This window comes from Clostridium sp. DJ247, assembly GCF_014231265.1.
The window spans coordinates 1-18,983 of record NZ_JABAIW010000012.1; the positions used below are offsets into that span (position 1 = coordinate 1).

Genomic DNA, 18,983 nt, shown 5'->3' on the forward strand with positions numbered 1-18,983 from the left:
AGTTGAACCTTAACATGGGATGTATTTAAATAACTAGAGAAAGAGCATTTTTACATGAAGACTTTGGTTGAACCTTAACATGGGATGTATTTAAATATGTCGATTAATGAAATATGGGATTAAAATAGGCGTGTTGAACCTTAACATGGGATGTATTTAAATTCTAATGCGTCATACGACAACCACCCTTGTTCTAGTTGAACCTTAACATGAGATGTATTTAAATTCACCTCTACAAACAACAGAAACTTTAACATGAAAGTTGAACCTTAACATGAGATGTATTTAAATTCTAAACCCTGTATTTCCAACGTTACCTGTGTTATAGTTGAACCTTAACATGGGATGTAACAGGAGACATTAAAACTCTTGAATGTATACTGAAAAAATTTGTAATCAGCAGCATAAGTTATTTTGATGTAGCATGAAAAGAGCCAGAGAAGGTTTATCATGCTTTTATTTGATGATTTATTTTCAATGTTTGAAGAAATTATAATGAAAATGTAAAATGTCTATTGGAGTTAGCTTTATATGTTCATCACTTTTTTAACTTAATTTGAAAATGTTAAGCTAATAGCTTCTTATTTTATTTTAAATATGTAATAATATTTTATATGTATTAAAAATTAGAACGTAATTACATGGATGTAGGAGTAGAAATTATGTTTAAAGATATAGATAACAAAAAGAAATTATTAGATAGTAAGAGACCATTAAATAAAACAGCGGTAGAAAACTTAAAAAAATATTTTGATGTAGAACTCACCTATAATTCTAATGCTATAGAAGGAAATGCATTAACAATAAGTGAAACAAAAGTTATTTTAGAAGACGGATTAACTATTGGAAAAGGTAAGAGTTTAAAAGAGCATTTAGAAGTAATTAATCATAAAGAGGCAATAGATTATGTAGATGACATAGTAAATAAAGACATAGATATATCGGAAAGAGTTATAAAAGACTTACATTATATAATACTAAAAAGTATAGACAATAAAAATGCTGGAGAATATAGACAAAATAATGTATTGATTAGTGGAAGTCAACATAAGCCTGCAGAACATTTTTTAGTAAGAGAAAAAATGCTAGAATTGATAGAGTGGTATAATAAGAATAAGAATAGGCTGCATCCTATAGAATTAGCCGCAGAATTTCACTTTAGATATGTATATATTCATCCATTTATTGGTTGAAATGGAAGGACAGCTAGACTTCTAATGAATTTAATATTAATAATAAATGGGTATCCTATAACAGTAATAAAAACTGAGGATAGAGATGAGTACATGAAAGCACTAGAAAAGGCTAGTGTAGAAGGAGATCTACAGGATTTTATAAAAATTGTTGTAAAAGCTGTAGATAGAAGTTTGGATACCTACTTATATGTAGTAGGATGATTAAAAATGTGTAGAATAAACCAAAAAGTAGGATTGGCTTTTATAATAAAAGAGCCTTTACTATTGGGCAAAGGTATATTCAGATTAAATAGAAACAATAGCGGTAAAATATGATTAAGTATAGATTTTATAAATGGACTTAAAGGAATGTAAGGATTATAATGAAAATAGAGAATGACTATTTTACAGTGGGTTAACCGTAACATAGGATGTATTTAAAAACTTTATTTGTTAAATAATAAAAGTTTTGTTGAACCGTAACAAGAGTTGTACTATAAATCCTATTTACCTTAGGATTTATTTCAGCTTACCTCATTAAATATTCAACTTTATTTGTAAAATAATATTGAATTTGAGTTTGGGAGTGATATTATTAATTTATAAGGTAAATATTACCTTGATTTATATAATTATATATTCATCTATATAAATCATGAATGATACAAAAATTAAACTTGATTTTAAATTATGTTATGTTTGTTTGGAAACAATTAGTGGTATAGAAGTAACTAATGGGGAGTTAGATTATGGATAAGTATATAAGAGAAATAATTCTGGCAGCTACAATTCTAATAGGTTTATTTATCATATGTAATTCAAAGCAGATTATAGATATAAAGATTAAATTTAAAAAAAGAAAATAAGTAGCTGATGACTACTTATTTTAGAATTTCATAACTGTATTAAAACTTGAAGCTAATTGCTTTCCAATTTTTATTATATCAAGTGAATAAGAAAGTAAACGTTAAGATAAAATGTTCTGATAATGATATTTTAATTTTATATAAAAACTTTTAGATTTTATGGAGGATTTGTAATAAATAAATAGAATAATAATATATATGGAAAATAATTGTTATATTTTGCAAATAAAAGGAACATAAAGAAACAGTATTATATAATCATATCAGTGATTACCATTTGAATTATAGTAATATTATGCTTTTTATAAATTAATATAATGTTTTTTTAGTAATAAAACTTGAACAAGGAGAGAAAGTGTGAATATATTCGAATGTAATTTTAAAGTTTACTTGATGCAAGACATATCAAAGGAAGATGTACAGGAATCTTTAAGCAAGTTAATAGATAAATCCTTCTATAAAAATGAAAATATGAAAGATTTTCACGAGGAAAATAAAATAAAAGGATATTCTTTTAACAACTTATATCCCTTGGAGTTAAGTGGTATGTACAATGAAGGTAATATTTACAATTTTCAGATAAGGTGTATAGGTGAAGAGCTAAAGGATCATTTTATGAAATTTTTGACTAATGAATACACAGCTAATATCAAAATACTTGTAGCTGAAAGTAAGAAAATATTAATAAAGCCTATAGATAGAATCTATAGTATAACTTCAGCTATAGTTAAAATTTCCGATAAAGAGAAAACAGAATACTGGAGAAATAATCATAACGAAGCTGATTTTTTTGAGTATATAAGAAAAAATAGTATAAAAAAATATGAAGTTTTAACAGGAGAAACCATAGATAGAGATTTAAGGTTATTTAATTATGAAAGAATAGACAATAGAAAACCAATAGCTACTAACTTCAAAGGTAAAAGAATACTTGGCGATAAGGTTACTTTAGCTGTTGAAACAAATAATGAAGCTCAAAATATTGTTTATATGCTTCTTGGAACCGGCATAGGGGACATGGTGCCTAGAGGATATGGATACATGAATTACCAGTACATTAAATAGGGAGAAGGCGATAGTTTATGATAAATGAAATAAGCAAAATATTTAATGAACAATATAAACAAATAGGAGAAGCTTTAATTATAGATAACTATACTCTTGCACCTGGAGATTATGTAATGTTTACTCTAAAGGATACAGTAGATACAATTGAAATTTTAAATGTTGATAAAAATACTGATAGGGAACAGGATGCTTATAAAAAATTTGCAAAATTAGATTCTATGAGTGGTCTTATTTCTATGAATAAACCTATTGATTCAGATAAGATAATTCACAGCAACAATATGTATACCTTTTACATAAAAAAGGATAACTTAGATACTGAAAAAGGTAAGCTTAATGATAGAATTATTGATGCATATTATAATATATTAAAAAATCCAGAAATTAAATATAAAAATAAGCCTAAAAGTAAGGAAATTTATTTAAAAGCTGAAGAAAAACACGGAAAGTCTGATATAGAGCTTATAGATAAAATAAATATATGGATAAAAGAGAATATATTTAAAATAGCTGCAAGGGTAAAGCTAGATAAAACCTATCTTAAATTATTTTATGATGCTAGTTCAGAAAATTATGAAAAAGAAAGCGAAAAGTATATTTTGCCTAATATTTATAACAGCACTGACTACAATGTGAAAATAAATGGAAAAGTTTATGGACTTCCAGATTTTAATATGGGGTTAAATTCCAAGAAACCTTTTCTAGAAAATAAAACTAGAAAGAGTAAGTTACCGGTATTAGTAGATTCGGACAACATAGTTATCCAAAAGAAACTTTTCGATTATTTAATGAACTATTCAGCTCAAGGAAAAAATTATATTTATGTAGGAAATGAAATAGAGGGTATGACACCTAAAGAGGGTAGGGAGAAGGATTTTGAAGGATATTTTTTAAGAGTACAGAAAGGAAAAGAAGTAGAAATTGTAGATTCTGATGCTATAACCAGTTATAGACATGAATTAAAAAAGTCAATAAAGCTTATACGAATACTTGATAAGGGTGTAGGTAAAGATTTTTTGCCACTAAAAAAAACATTCCATAATGTATATGAACTAAAAGAAAGTATAGATGAAATATTTTTCAATAAATATCTTAATAATAATTTTTTTACAGAACCAAAGGAGATAAGATTAGATAACAGTAAAGTTAAAGAAGCTCTTATTAAATACAGATATGGTTTTTATACATGGTTCTATAAAGGAAATGATTCTCTTGTAAGTAAGTTTTGGAATAAGATGACTAAAGAACTTTTATGTAGTTCTATGAATTATGGAAATGTAAATAGAGCCATTAACCAATTTAATTTAAGGCATGCTCTATTAGACTATTTTAAAAATGAAAATGGAGGGGAAAAGATGGCAAACACTGTAAAAGATATTCGAAAAGATGTAGATGAGAAGATAAATATGAAAGAGGATCCAGATTATAAGATGGAAGTTAGTAGTGATAAGGAATACTATTTTTGTATAGGTCAGTTATTACAGTTTTTTTATGCCATTAATAAATCTGGAAGTAAAAATTATTCTTTTATAAGACCAATACTTAGTGCAAAAAGTGATGAATTTGTAAAAGAACAGCTTAAAAGATTATTTACCAAATATAGCTATGCAATAGATAAATCTTTCAGATTTAATAATATGTATTATATGGTTGCAGCACATAGTCCAAAGGGGATTGTAGATCAAGATATGCTTATAGCAGGATTTTTATGTCCTAATCTAATATTCAAGAAATCAGATAAAAATAATGAAGAAAATAGGGAGGAAATGCAACATGAATAGAGTATATGGAGTAATTGGAATTAAAGCCATTATGGCAAATTGGAATGCAGATTTTAGTGGATATCCAAAGTCAATTAGTGATGGAACAATATTTGGAAGTGACAAAGCTTTAAAATATAGTATAAAGAAATACTGGGAAGCTAATGGAGAAAAGGTACTTTACATGAAATCTTTTAAAGTAGATAAAGACAAAAAGATGAGACCAAGATCACTAGAGGAAAGATATAATGAGTTTTTTGATACGACACTTACTAAAAAAGATGAAACAACAATAATACTTAAAAATCTTTTTTCAGCAGTAGATGTTAAAGCTTTTGGTGCAACTTTTGCAGAAGAAGGTAATAATATAGGGTTAACTGGGGCAGTTCAAATTGGACAGGGATTTAATGTGTATGAAGCTTCTAATGCGGAGGAACAACAGATACTTTCTCCTTTTAGAAGTGATAAAAAACCTAAAGAGGGAAAAGAAGCAGAAGAAGCAAATCAAAGCACCCTTGGAACAAAAATTGTAAGCAATGAAGCACATTATTTATATCCATTTTATATTAATCCTACCTCTTATAAGAATTATGAAGAAATGGGAGTTACTGAAGGATATACTGAGGAGGACTATAAAAAATTCAAGGAAGCAGCACTTATGGGTGCAACTGCACTTAATACAAACGCTAAAGCAGGCTGTGAAAATGAATTTGCAATATTTATAGAAACAGAAGAGGATACTTATCTTCCAAATTTAACGCAGTTTATGGACTTTAATAAAGTGAATGGAACTGACAGTACTTTTGAATTAAAAAAATTGGATAATTTAATAGATGGAATTAAAGATAAGATAAAGAGTATAGAAGTTTACTATAATAATTATAAATTGAATGTAGATAATATACCAAAAGGAGCTAAAAAATTCAATATTTTTACAAGAAAAGAGGTTTAAAGAATGGAGACAATAAGATTTAAGCTCTCAGGTAGAACTGCATTCTTTAAAAAGCCTGATGTAAATACTTATTATTATTTTACTTATGGAAACATACATAAAGTTGCTCTTCTTGGAATTATGGGAAGTGTAATGGGCCTAAGTGGATATAATAAACAGAGTGAAAATATTAAAAAGCAAGTTTATCCTGATTTTTATGAAAAATTAAAGAATGCAAAAGTAGCCATAATAACTTGTAATAAGCAAGGTTATATAACTAAAAAAATTCAGACTTTTAATAACTCTGTTGGATATGCAAATTTAGAGCAAGGTGGAAATCTTATAATTAAAGAGCAGTGGCTGCAAGATCCACAGTGGCTAGTATATGTTAAGCTGGATGAAACCACAGAAGAATTTGCAGAATTGCTTGATAATAATAAGGCTAAATTCATACCTTATCTTGGCAAAAATGATCATTTTGCAGACATTACCAATGTAAAGAGAGTAGCTTTGGAGAGTGTAAAAGATGTAAAGAATATAGATAGCCTATTTAAAACTAAAGATTTTCAATTACAGAGTTATATAGATGATGATGAAAATTTTATTCCTTGGAAATATCAAGAATATTTACCTACAGGTTTAGATGAACAACTAAATCAATATATATTTGATGATTTTACTGAAACCAGTATTCCAGTTGAAAAAAATAATAATGTTGAAATATACAGGGATAGTGAACTTAATAAAAATATATATTTATTTTAAAAGTTTTAGGAGTTAAAAAATGTATTTTGATAACGTGGAAATTTTTAAAATTGAGGATTGCGTAGATAACTTAAAAAATATATATGCACATAGAAGCTCTGAGGATAGTAGTGCAGAAAAAGAGAAACTTACTGAGCATATAAAGCTTACATATAAGTATTTACTTTTTATATGTAAACAGAAAAATTTGGATAATGTATTTATGAATTTTGAGAAAAATCTTTTGAAGGGAAAGCAAAAGAATATAATTCACTTCTGGAAAGAAATGTTGGTAAATACTATATATATGCATGATATAGGAAAAATAAATCCAGGCTTTCAATATGATGTGATGAAAAATCATCTATATGAAGATAACGAAAGTGGGGATAGTAATCATTCCCTGCTTGGTTCCTATATATACGTAAGTTATTTTAATAGAAAAATAAAAGAATTGAAATTTGAGGATTCAGATAAAGTATTTTTAAGATATTTTATGTATATAAATTCCTATATTATATCTAAACATCATGGGTATTTATTAGATTTTGAAAGTTATAAAAGAGCTTTAGTGGATGGAATTAAAGGATATGAAAAGGAAGATGATTTTCCGGACCTTAAGATTGATACTATAAAAAGTGATATAATACGTACTTTTTTTTATAATAGTTTTGATACTATAAAAAATTCTATGGTAAAGGAAGATAGTAAGTTTAATTTTAATGTATATATATATTCTAAGTTATTATTTTCTCTACTTACAGCATCAGATTACTATGCAACTTCTGATTTTATGGATGGACAAAAAATAACTGATATTGGCATAATAACTAAAGAGTTAAAGAAAAAATTTAATGATGCTTTCAATAACTATAAAATTGTAAAAAATATAAGAGAATATGAAAAGAAACCAGTTACTGATGGTAACTATAAAAATATAAATCAACTTAGATCAGAAATTACTCTTGAAAGTGAAAAAAATATTTAAAAAACAAAGATAAAAATATATATTATCTTGAAGCACCTACTGGAGCAGGTAAAACTATAACCTCTGTAAATTTAGCAAATCTCATGCTTAATTCAGATGATAAATTAAATAAGCTTTTTTATGTTTTTCCTTTTAATACCTTAGTGGAACAAACAGAAAAGGGTCTAACAGAAATATTTGAAAAGGATAATGAGATAAAACAAAACATATCTGTAATAAACTCTCTAACTCCAATAAAGACAATTGATATAAATGAAGACTACAAAGATTTTAGAAGTAAAGAAAACAATAAAAAAATTGATTATAAAAAATCATTGCTTAATAGAATTTTCTTAAACTATCCCTTTATTATAACAACTCATGTTAATTTGTTTAATTTCCTTTTTGGCACTAGTAGGGAAGAAGGATTTCCTCTAATTGATGTTTGTAATTCCGTAATAATACTTGACGAGATACAGAGCTATAAGAATGGAATCTGGAAGGAAATAATCAATTTTCTAAGTGTCTATGCAGAAGTTCTTAATATAAAAGTTATTATAATGTCTGCAACGCTTCCAAGACTTAATAAACTTGTAGAAGGAGAGGACAGTAATTTTGCTTATCTTATAAATAATAGAAAACATTATTTTGAAAATCCTTTATTTAAAAATAGAGTTAAATTTGAAATATTAGATTTAGGTGGAGATATTAAAGAGGAGGATTATGAGAAAGGATTTAAGATACTTCTTGATGATATATTAAAAGAAAGTAAAACTAATAATAAAATATTGATTGAATTCATATTTAAGAAAAATGCAGACAGATTTTTTGATTATATAAATGAAGAATTTATTTGTGATAGTGGACATGAAATTAAGATTATGACTTCTGATGACAATAAGGTAGATAGAGAAGAAGTAATAAAAGCAGCTAAAAAAACAGGAGGTAAGATTATTATTATAGCTACCCAGGTTATAGAAGCTGGAATCGACATTGATATGGATCTTGGATATAAAAATATATCTATTTTAGATGCTGAGGAACAGTTTATGGGACGAATAAATAGGTCATGTCTTAGAACTGGAAGAGTGAAATTTTTTAAAATTAATAATTGTGGATTACTTTATAAAAATGATGTTCGGAAAGAAAAAGAACTTACACTTAATAATCCACAGGTTCAGGAACTTTTAAAAAATAAAGACTTTGAACAATACTATAGAGAAGTTATAAATAAGATTCAAATAAGAAAACAAGAAAATAATGATAATGGATATTTAAGTTTTATTAAAGAACTTAATGATTTAGATTTTGCAAAGATAAGAGATCATATGAAACTTATAGATGAGGAAGCTAATCAAAATAAATATACTATATTCCTTTCAAGACAAATTAAAATTTCAGAAGAAAAAACAATTGATGGAAGTAAAGTATGGAAGGGCTATAAAAAGTTATTAATGGACAATAAAATGGACTATTCTGAAAAAAGAATAAAACTTTCTGTAATGAATGAAGATTTAAGCTACTTTATCTATAAGGTTAAAAAGCTTCCTAATCAATATAATGAAATATTAGGTGATATTTATTATATTGATGATGGAGAAAAATATATAGTAAATGGTAGATTCAATAATGAAATTTTTATTGGAGAAAAAATAGATGAGGCAAATTTGATATTATAGTTATGACTTGGTTTAGATTATTAAAGAATTTATTTTTATGTAATTATTGAAACTTGTCTAAAAGGAAGTGGTTATATGAAAATAACAGGTACAATAATAAACTATTACTTCCACTGTAAACGCCAATGCTGGCTTCATGCTAACAGAATAAATTTAGAAGATAACAGTGAAGAAGTGAGAATAGGAAAGGTCTTACATGAATTAAAGTCAGAGGGTAAGAAAAATACAGAAATATCTATAGACAATATAAAAATAGATAAAATTACTGATGAGTATTTGGTTGAAATAAAAAAGTCTGATGCAGATATAGAAGCTGTAAAATGGCAGGTTTTGCTTTATCTAAAAAAACTAAAAGAAAAAGGAATAGAGAGAAAAGGTAAAATCCAGTTTGAGGAAAAAAATAAGCAAGATAAAAAAATTATTTATATTGAACTAACTGTGGAAAATGAACAAGCTTTGAATGAGTTTTTAGGCAGCATAAACAACTTATTAGAGGAAAAAAATCCTCCCAATCCAGAGTTTAAACCTAAATGCAAAAAATGTGCTTATTATGAATACTGCTTTATTTAAAGGAGAGGATGCTATGGGGAAGGGAACAAGATTTATAATGTCCCAAGGGGATATAAGTAGAAAAGACAATTCTATTTCTTTTAGAAAAGATGGCAAAAATGTATATATGCCAATAGAAGCTACAAAGGAAATTTATTTTTTAAATGAAGTAAGCTTAAATACTAAATTTCTAGATTTTGCAGCAAAGGCAGGTATTGTTATACACTTTTTTAATTACTATGGATATTACAGTGGAACCTTTTATCCAAAGGAATATTTAATAAGTGGCAATATGACAATAAAGCAATCTGAAGCTTTTATAAAAAATAGAATTGAAATTGCAAAAGCTTTTGTAAAAGGAATAGCGGTGAATATATATGAAGTAGTGTATCATTATTATAAACATGATAAGAAAGAAACTAAGGATTTTTTAGACTGGCTTAAAAAAGATTTTGTGGAGCTGCTAGATAAAACTAATGATATAAAACAGATCTTATTTTTAGAAGGACAAGTTTGGATGAGGTTTTATGATAACTTCAAGTATTTTTTACCAGAGGATTTTCTAATGAATAAGAGGGTAAAAAGACCACCAGATAATCCTATGAATGCAATGATTTCCTTTGGAAACTCCATACTTTATGCTAGAACTATTTCTCAAATATATCATACACATTTAAATCAAAGTATAAGCTTTTTACATGAGCCAAGTGAAGGTAGGTTTTCTTTAAGTCTTGATTTATCAGAAGTATTTAAGCCTGCAGTTGTATATAAAACTATTTTTGAACTAGTAAATAATAAAAAAATACAGGTGTCCAAGCACTTTGATAAAAAGCTTAATTATTGTCTTTTAAATGAAGCGGGAAAGAAAGTATTTATTGAAGCCTTAGAAAATAGATTTAATAGTGTTTTTGAACATCCAAAATTGAAAAGGAAAGTTAGTTATGAGACAGCCATTAAATACGATGGATACAAGCTTATAAAGCATTTAGTTGAAGATAAACCTTTTTCTCCATTTAGTTTAAAGGAGATGATGTAAGTTGGGAAAGATAGAAAATTTTAATTATGCCTTTGTTTTCTATGATATAGGTGAAAAAAGAGTACAGAGAGTTTTTAAAGTTTGCAAAAAATATTTTAAACATCATCAAAAATCTGTTTTTAGAGGAACCATAACCCCGTCTAATCTTATAAAACTAAGAGCAGAATTAAAGAAAGTTATAGATGAAAAAGAGGATTTTGTATCTATAATAAAGCTAATGAATGAAAAAAGCTTTAGTGAAGAAACCTTAGGATTGAATTTAGCAAATAGTGAATCACTAATTATTTAATTTTACCAGCTGCATTAAAAATAAAAACCCCTATAAAGCTATGGGATTTAAGACTTTATAGAGGTTTTTTGTTAACATTTATAAAAAATGAAAAACGGCTGGTAAAATTTTTAGAAAATCCTTTGTTTCTAGTGGTTAAAGGATTATAATGAAAATATAGAATGGCTATTTTGTAGTGGTTGAACCATAACATGGGATGTATTTAAATTTGCAAACTTTATTAATGTTATCATCTTCATCTTGTTGAACCATAACATGGGATGTATTTAAATAGGATTGATGGAAGTTATAGTGATGGGGCTGGTGTAGTTGAACCATAACATGGGATGTATTTAAATGATATTTGACAATAGTGGAAATTTAAACGTAAAGGGTTGAACCATAACATGGGATGTATTTAAATTTGAACTGACTTTCTGTAAATTCCCATTTACCATGTTGAACCATAACATGGGATGTATTTAAATTAACTAAACACTCTTTAAAACTATATATAGACCAAGTTGAACCATAACATGGGATGTATTTAAATTCTTGCTTTGTCTTAGTTTCAAGTAAACTTTCTTCTGTTGAACCATAACATGGGATGTATTTAAATAAAAATGATATATTCTATTATCGAGGGGTAATTAATGTTGAACCATAACATGGGATGTATTTAAATATGGGGTTGCTCTTACAGTTGATGCTATTGTTGCTTAGTTGAACCATAACATGGGATGTATTTAAATTTAGATAGGTTACTTAGTAATGAAACATGGGTGTTTGTTGAACCATAACATGGGATGTATTTAAATGAAGGAAAAGTTATTAATCTCCCTAACATTAATATAGTTGAACCATAACATGGGATGTATTTAAATAGTTAACTGAGGAGCAATTCCAAAGTTTAAGGATTGTTGAACCATAACATGGGATGTATTTAAATTCTAATATAAGACCAAACTCCTTAAAATAACAATCTGTTGAACCATAACATGGGATGTATTTAAATACTACGTAGATATCTTGACCTTGTTTAATTGCTTTAAGTTGAACCATAACATGGGATGTATTTAAATCTCAAAAATTTTCAAGATGTGAATATTTGTAAATTGTTGAACCATAACATGGGATGTATTTAAATTCAGTAACATGAGAATAGGTTTCCATAGTCATTTTAGTTGAACCATAACATGGGATGTATTTAAATTGCAGCTTGTCTATGCAGTTAGGATCTGCAGTTAAGGTTGAACCATAACATGGGATGTATTTAAATAAACTGAATACCTATCCACAATTAGAAGACTATTTAGTTGAACCATAACATGGGATGTATTTAAATTACGTGCTGCTATCTCCTGTAGGAATTGCTGGTGGGTTGAACCATAACATGGGATGTATTTAAATAGTACAGAATGGCGAAACAAGACCGGATAACTTATTGTTGAACCATAACATGGGATGTATTTAAATGACAAAGGTATGATGAAAGTACATCCATTGGAGGTGTTGAACCATAACATGGGATGTATTTAAATTTTTATTAAAGGACCTCATACTACTACAAATTCAGGGTTGAACCATAACATGGGATGTATTTAAATAGTAAATTATAATAAAAAAGGAACTGTAACAGGAATGTTGAACCATAACATGGGATGTATTTAAATGCATCAAATGATGTTAACAATCCTGTTAAAGTAAAAGTTGAACCATAACATGGGATGTATTTAAATTGAACAAAGCGAATTGTTTTTTACGAACTTGGGTTGTTGAACCATAACATGGGATGTATTTAAATTCATACCTAACATTGAAAGTTCCTGCATTATTTTCTAAGTTGAACCTCAACATAAGATGTATTCATTCTTGACTGCCAAAATGAGGGATAAATACTTATTGTATATGTTATAATAGTATATATATTGATATATTTTAGCTTAAGGATGGGTTTGGTTATGAATAAAAAGGAATTATTAAATATTATTGAAAATGGAGAAAATTTATATATAGAATTTAAAGAAGAAGGCATAAAGGCAAAAGAACTAGCAGAAGAATTTGTAGCTTTTGCTAATGGTGAAGGCGGAACAGTATTAATAGGCATATCTGATGATGGAATTATAAAAGGAGTAACTGATAAAAACATAGAAGAAAAGATTATGAACATTTGTAGAAATAACTGTATTCCTAATATAATTCCTATTTATGAATATATAGAATTTGATGAATTAAAAGTCGTAGTTGTTACTATTCCTAAAGGATTAAACAAGCCTTATTATACTGTTGATCATAAATATTATATAAGAGTAGGTACTACAAAAAGAATCGCTTCAAGAGAAGAACTAATGAGGTTATTTGAAGCTAATGGGAGTATTCACTTTGATATATCGCCAGTTTATAATACTTCTATAAAAGACTTAAACTTAGATATAATACGAGACTACTTTTTCAAATATAATACTTTCGATTTATATGAAGAGGATAAAAAAAGTATAGAAAGAACATTAATTAATGCAGATATATTAAAAGAAGTAGATGGGAAAGTGGTATGTTCTGTTGGGGGTTTGTTAATATTTGGTAAAAAACCAGATGACATTATGTCCCAGAATGGTATTAGCTTTGCTCATTTTCGTGGAAATGAAATAACAGATGAGCTTATAGATAAAAAAGTGATTTGTGGAAGGTTACAAGATATAGCAGAACAAACTCTGGTTGTATTAAAAAATAACATGAAAAATCCTTCAACTATTAATCAGCTAAAGAGAGAAGAAAGAGAAGAATACCCTGTATTAGTATTGAGAGAAGCTATTGTAAATGCCATTGTTCACAGAAATTATAGTATTTCAGGATATAAAATAAGAATTTTTATGTTTGATGATCGTATTGAGTTTCACAGCCCAGGAAAGCTACCTAATACTGTTACAATTGAAAAGATGAAGATTGGAGTATCTTATGCAAGAAATCCATTTTTGGTAAAGTATATGGAAAATATGAGATATATAGATCAACTTGGTAGAGGAATTCCTATGATAATTAAAGCAATGAAAGATATGGGGGTTAAAGAACCATTTTTACAAGAGTTAGGAGAAGAGTTTATTCTTACTATATATAAAATCTAGATTCTGAAAAGAAATATTATAATTATTTGTAGGTTTAAGTACTATAATAGTTGAACCTTAACATGGGATGTATTTAAATCCCTTTTTAGGTCTACTATGGCTTTCAAATTTTGCGCTGAACATTAACGTAGAATTTTTGTGGTTAGAAGAATGTAAAAGTAAAAATATTTAAAGAAATAAATTTATGGTATTATATATAGTAATAAAATTATTGGTGGGGTGATTTAAAAATGTGTAGAATAAACCCAAAAGTAGATTTTGCATTTAAGAAGCTTTTTGGAAGCCCTGAAAATAAGGATATATTAATTTCATTTATAAATTCAATGATTAGAGAAGAGGAAAAGATAAAGGATATAGAGTTGAAAAATCCATATAACATAGTAAATTATAGAAAAGGCAAAATGACTATACTAGATATAAAAGCAGTGGACGAAAAAGGAGTTTGGTATGACATTGAAATGCAGCTTGCAGAGCAGGGCTTTTATGATAAAAGAGCCTTTTACTATTGGGCGAAGGTATATTCAGATCAAATAGAGAGTGGAGAAGATTTTGATCTTTTAAGAAAAACTATAGCAATAAATATATTAGATTTTAATTACTTAGATGAAGAAGATTTTCATAATGTATACAGGGTTTATAATGAAAAAACAAAACAAGAGTTGTCAAATATATTTGAAATGCATTTTATAGAGCTTGGTAAATTTAAAAAGGATTTTAAAGATTTAAACAATACATTGGATAGATGGGTGGCATTTTTGAATAAAGCCTATGAAATAGATGTAAATAAAATACCAGAAGAGTTATCAGAAGATGAAGCCGTAAAAAAAGCAATAGAAAAACTAGACATAATGTATTTAGACAGTGAAGAAAGAGAATTATATGAAAATGAATTAAAGAGATTGAGAATTCAAAAGGCAGAATTAAAAACTGCTGAAAGAAGGGGAATTGAAAAGGGAATTGAACAGGGAGTCGAGAGAGAAAAAATAAATATTGCTAAAAATTTATTAGATGTATTAGATATGGAGACAATAGCAGAAAAAACTGGATTAAGTGTAGATTTTATAAATAGCCTTAAAAATCAATAGAAATATCTATATATTTTACCAACTAAAGCTTAAATAAAAATCCTTTTAATCCCTGTATTTATAAGAGATTAAAAGGATTTTTTAGGTGTGGTTTTAAAAAGTAAAAAACGGCTGGTAAATTTTTTAGAAAATCCTTTATTATGAATGCTTAAGGGATTATAATGAAAATATAGGATGGCTATTTTACAGTGGTTGAACCTTAACATAGGATGTATTTAAATAGAAAATTTTCGTCTAATATGTAACTACAATCAAGTTGAACCTTAACATAGGATGTATTTAAATACGGACTAAAGATTTAATTATTAATATGGATACAAGTTGAACCTTAACATAGGATGTATTTAAATAGGATATATACCGGAATTAGAGATTGGAGAGACAGTGTTGAACCTTAACATAGGATGTATTTAAATAAATTAATGTTTTTAGCTACAGAAGGGGAGAAAAAGTTGAACCTTAACATAGGATGTATTTAAATTAAACAATGCAAATTGCTTCTTACGAACTTGTGTTAGTTGAACCTTAACATAGGATGTATTTAAATTTAAATCTTTTGGACATACACCTATTCTATATGCAAGTTGAACCTTAACATAGGATGTATTTAAATGCTAGTTTTACTAAGTTTTGTAAACTAGGCTCACGTTGAACCTTAACATAGGATGTATTTAAATAGTTTTAAAGGATTTTTAATTTCTAAATATACAGGAGTTGAACCTTAACATAGGATGTATTTAAATACCGTTACAAAACCATTATTTTTCCAATATTTTTCCGTTGAACCTTAACATAGGATGTATTTAAATTAGTAACAACCTCAGGCGGAAGCAAACTAACAGCAAGTTGAACCTTAACATAGGATGTATTTAAATTTAGAAACTAAAATTCGAGAAACTGAAAAGAATTTAGTTGAACCTTAACATAGGATGTATTTAAATTATTTATCTTTATTTTTATCTATCATTTCTTTTCTAGTTGAACCTTAACATAGGATGTATTTAAATTTGCACAAATTTTTTAAACTCACAATTAGCAATATCGTTGAACCTTAACATAGGATGTATTTAAATTTTAATTGCATTTCTACACTTGTATTACTGGATTCTGTTGAACCTTAACATAGGATGTATTTAAATTAAGCATGTTTAACAGGTTGCCAATTTGCATCATTGGTTGAACCTTAACATAGTATGTATTTAAATAAAGCCTTATCCAATTAATTTCACCTCCTTAAAATTAGTTGAACCTTAACATAGGATGTATTTAAATATGTTAGTTCAGATAATAGTAACGTAGGTCTATTTGTTGAACCTTAACATAGGATGTATTTAAATAGAAAGTGAGAGGAGTACCTAAATGTTTGAAAATTGTTGAACCTTAACATAGGATGTATTTAAATCAATGTCCAAGTATTCTTAGGGACTTAAGAGGATGTAAACAAAATACCAGAGTAACTGTCAGAAGATGAAACGGTAAGAAAAGCAATAGAGAAACTAGAGATAATGTATTTAGACAGAGAAGAAAAAGAACTATATGAAAATGATTTAAAGAGACTTAGAATTCAAAAATCAGAATTAAAAAACGGCTGAAGAAAATGAGAAAACAATAAAGCTATACAGATAGCAAAAAATTTATCAGCTGTAAATGCATTTAAAAGAGCTGCACTCAATAATTAATTGAGGCACAGCTCTTTTATGATTATAAGCATTTTTAACAGGTTAGTTTTTTAAGCATTTAATCTGAAATTATATCTACAATTTCATTATAGTTTTTTCTATAAATCATACGCTGAATATTTAATTCTAAGTTATTGCCTGTTCCAATGAACTCTAAAGTTCTAGTATTTATATTGGAATTTTTAGTATTATTTTCTGGAATGGTTTTGTTAAGATTTATACTTTTTCCATCTATTGTCATATTTACATTTGTTAAGATTATATCTGCTTCTGTAGAAAATGTAACATAAGTGTTTCCATTAGCTTCATATATTTTTTCAAATTCAATATTTTTATTTTCCACATTAATATTTTCATTTTCAATATCTTTTTTCAACTTAAAATTTTTATTTATAATATGCTCGGAAGTTAAGCCTGAAAATTGAATTTGCAGTTTTTTAAAATCATTAGGCAAAGGTGCAAAATTATATTTGAATGTAACTCCATTAATATTTGAACCAAGTTCTGCTTCTTGATTTTCAATAACTTTTCCATCAGCAATTAATTTTATATTTAATCTGCTAGGTGAAAATGTAATCCCACGCATTCTATCTGCAGCTAATTCTACTATATTTTCAACTTTTCCTTTAATTACTGTAGTTGTAGGGGAAGCACAAATATACTGAAGGCGAAGATTATTATCATCTGCTTTAATGTTTTTATATAGAAATTTTTTTATACTGTGTCCCATAGCTTTGTTTTTATCTAATGTAAAGGAAATTTTACCAGTTTCATTATTTTCTTTAGAAGTTATATTTAACTCTAAATTTTTATCAAATGCAGAAGGAGGGTCAAAAGCAGCAGTAAATTTTATTTCTGTTTTTGTATCATTTACATTTCCATAAGAATTGTGAAACATATAATTTTTGAATTTACCCTTTAAATATATATGTGAAGGTTCAATAGATAGATTTTCAATATTTCCTCTAGGGTCTTTTACTGTATAAAAGGCTAAAAATTTATTGTCATCCATCATTATTCCATCTAAAGTAAAAGTTAGACCGTTTTTAAAGGTGAAGCTCTTATTTATAATTTGACCTTTTCCTAATTCATTTAATTTTTTTAAGTTTGCATCCATTACTTTATCATAGCCTGTAAGTTTTTCCGCATAAAAACCTAAAGTGTTAAAATTATATGCTGTTAATATTAAGCAAATAAAAACAGCAGCGGCTTTTATTTTAAAATGTCTATTAATTTTTGTTTTAATACTTTTATCTTTAAGTGCAGTTTTTAATCTGTTTTCTAAATTTTCAGGAACTTCTAATTTATTAAAATCTAATTTATTTTTACTTAATAATTTTTTTATATCGTCCACTATTTGTCACCTCCTAAGCTTTCTTTTAACTTTTTAATGCCATTAAATATCCGGGATTTTACTGTTCCAACTGGCACATTAATTATTTTTGCTATAGTCTCATTATCTAAATCTAAAAAATAATGAAGTTTAATTACCTCTTGATACTTTTCTTTTAAATTTGATAAATGTTTTTGTAATATAATCTGTTCATTTTTTTTATCAAAACATTCTTCATAAGGTTCTTCTTTAACATAATCTAAGGGAACTATTTTTTTATTTTTCTTTAAAAGTTTTTTGCAGCAATTTACTAAAATAGTTTTACTCCAGCTGTAAAAAGCCTCATGCTTTTTTAAATTGTGTATATTTTCGTACAAGATTACAATGGTATCCTGCAAAGCATCCAAAGCATCTTCTTCGTTTTTCATATACAAATAAGCTAGCTTATAAAAATCCTTCTTTTGTGCCATTATAAGCTGTACTAAAGCTTCTTTATCTCCTTGTTTTGCTTTTTTTATTAATATTTCTATATCCATTTAGCACCTCGATTCTATATATAAGAGTATTAATACATGATAAAAGTTCATTTTTTAAATATTTTTTGTATAAAAAATATTTAAAACTTTATTCATATAGAGCATAAATTCCAACTGATAAAATACTTTTATTTTAGAAGTGTATTATATTACATTTATAATAGAATTTTAGCACTAGTGTGTTG

At 26.9% G+C, this 18,983-nt stretch carries 15 protein-coding genes and 3 CRISPR repeat arrays; of the genes, 13 read left to right on the plus strand and 2 right to left on the minus strand.

Translation table 11 applies throughout. The features are described from left to right. Position 1 precedes the first annotated feature (1 nt). Positions 2–357: direct repeats of the CRISPR family, unit length 30 nt; unit sequence GTTGAACCTTAACATGGGATGTATTTAAAT. Positions 358–662: 305 nt separating this feature from the next. The 13 genes from HGI79_RS06785 to HGI79_RS06835 all read left to right on the plus strand — a co-directional run bounded on the left by HGI79_RS06785 (position 663) and on the right by HGI79_RS06835 (position 15,250). After that, a complete protein-coding gene (locus HGI79_RS06785) occupies positions 663–1,193 on the plus strand; it encodes a Fic family protein (RefSeq protein WP_241428157.1) in 531 nt (176 codons plus the stop codon). Between the two features lie 24 nt (positions 1,194–1,217). After that, the gene (locus HGI79_RS22720) at positions 1,218–1,397 is read left to right on the plus strand and encodes a hypothetical protein (protein WP_241428158.1); all 180 of its coding nucleotides are present in this window, start codon (positions 1,218–1,220) and stop codon (positions 1,395–1,397) included. 1,001 nt (positions 1,398–2,398) lie between these two features. Further along, a complete protein-coding gene (locus HGI79_RS06790; protein ID WP_185649913.1) occupies positions 2,399–3,106 on the plus strand; it encodes a CRISPR-associated endoribonuclease Cas6 in 708 nt (235 codons plus the stop codon). A 17-nt stretch (positions 3,107–3,123) separates the two neighbouring features. Further along, positions 3,124–4,890, plus strand: coding sequence for a hypothetical protein (locus tag HGI79_RS06795; protein WP_185649914.1), 1,767 nt, complete (start codon positions 3,124–3,126; stop codon positions 4,888–4,890). Further along, complete coding sequence (locus HGI79_RS06800; RefSeq protein WP_185649915.1) at positions 4,883–5,821, plus strand: type I CRISPR-associated protein Cas7; 939 nt, start codon at positions 4,883–4,885, stop codon at positions 5,819–5,821. Before HGI79_RS06795 ends, HGI79_RS06800 begins: the two co-directional genes overlap by 8 nt. A gap of 3 nt (positions 5,822–5,824) precedes the next feature. Next, positions 5,825–6,565, plus strand: coding sequence for a type I-B CRISPR-associated protein Cas5b (gene cas5b / locus HGI79_RS06805; RefSeq protein WP_185649916.1), 741 nt, complete (start codon positions 5,825–5,827; stop codon positions 6,563–6,565). A gap of 19 nt (positions 6,566–6,584) precedes the next feature. Beyond that, entirely contained in the window at positions 6,585–7,532 is a 948-nt protein-coding gene (locus HGI79_RS22725) for a CRISPR-associated endonuclease Cas3'' (RefSeq protein WP_241428159.1), read from the plus strand. Positions 7,533–7,588: 56 nt separating this feature from the next. Beyond that, positions 7,589–9,190, plus strand: a complete 1,602-nt coding sequence (cas3, locus tag HGI79_RS22730) for a CRISPR-associated helicase Cas3' (protein WP_395939520.1) — start codon at positions 7,589–7,591, stop codon at positions 9,188–9,190. Positions 9,191–9,265: 75 nt separating this feature from the next. Next, positions 9,266–9,760, plus strand: coding sequence for a CRISPR-associated protein Cas4 (gene cas4, locus HGI79_RS06815; RefSeq protein WP_185649917.1), 495 nt, complete (start codon positions 9,266–9,268; stop codon positions 9,758–9,760). A gap of 13 nt (positions 9,761–9,773) precedes the next feature. Then, complete coding sequence (gene cas1b, locus HGI79_RS06820; RefSeq protein ID WP_185649918.1) at positions 9,774–10,775, plus strand: type I-B CRISPR-associated endonuclease Cas1b; 1,002 nt, start codon at positions 9,774–9,776, stop codon at positions 10,773–10,775. 1 nt (position 10,776) lies between these two features. Further along, positions 10,777–11,064 (plus strand): CRISPR-associated endonuclease Cas2, encoded by a 288-nt coding sequence (cas2, locus tag HGI79_RS06825; RefSeq protein ID WP_185649919.1) that lies wholly within the window; start codon positions 10,777–10,779, stop codon positions 11,062–11,064. A 178-nt stretch (positions 11,065–11,242) separates the two neighbouring features. After that, positions 11,243–12,915: direct repeats of the CRISPR family, unit length 30 nt; unit sequence GTTGAACCATAACATGGGATGTATTTAAAT. A gap of 89 nt (positions 12,916–13,004) precedes the next feature. Then, complete coding sequence (locus HGI79_RS06830) at positions 13,005–14,165, plus strand: RNA-binding domain-containing protein (protein ID WP_185649920.1); 1,161 nt, start codon at positions 13,005–13,007, stop codon at positions 14,163–14,165. Between the two features lie 230 nt (positions 14,166–14,395). After that, on the plus strand, positions 14,396–15,250 hold the full coding sequence (locus tag HGI79_RS06835) for an Rpn family recombination-promoting nuclease/putative transposase (protein WP_185649921.1): 855 nt from the start codon (positions 14,396–14,398) through the stop codon (positions 15,248–15,250). Between the two features lie 191 nt (positions 15,251–15,441). After that, positions 15,442–16,652: a CRISPR direct-repeat array (repeat unit 30 nt; unit sequence GTTGAACCTTAACATAGGATGTATTTAAAT). Positions 16,653–16,987: 335 nt separating this feature from the next. Here the strand turns inward: HGI79_RS06835 and HGI79_RS06840 are convergent. Together HGI79_RS06840 and HGI79_RS06845 are read right to left on the minus strand one after the other, a co-directional pair. Then, positions 16,988–18,283 carry a DUF4179 domain-containing protein gene (locus HGI79_RS06840; protein ID WP_185649922.1) on the minus strand — a complete coding sequence of 432 codons (1,296 nt, stop codon included), beginning with the start codon at positions 18,281–18,283 and terminating at the stop codon, positions 16,988–16,990. Next, positions 18,283–18,798, minus strand: coding sequence for an RNA polymerase sigma factor (locus HGI79_RS06845; RefSeq protein ID WP_185649923.1), 516 nt, complete (start codon positions 18,796–18,798; stop codon positions 18,283–18,285). The genes HGI79_RS06840 and HGI79_RS06845 overlap by 1 nt, the downstream gene beginning before the upstream one ends. Between the last annotated feature and the right edge of the window lie 185 nt (positions 18,799–18,983).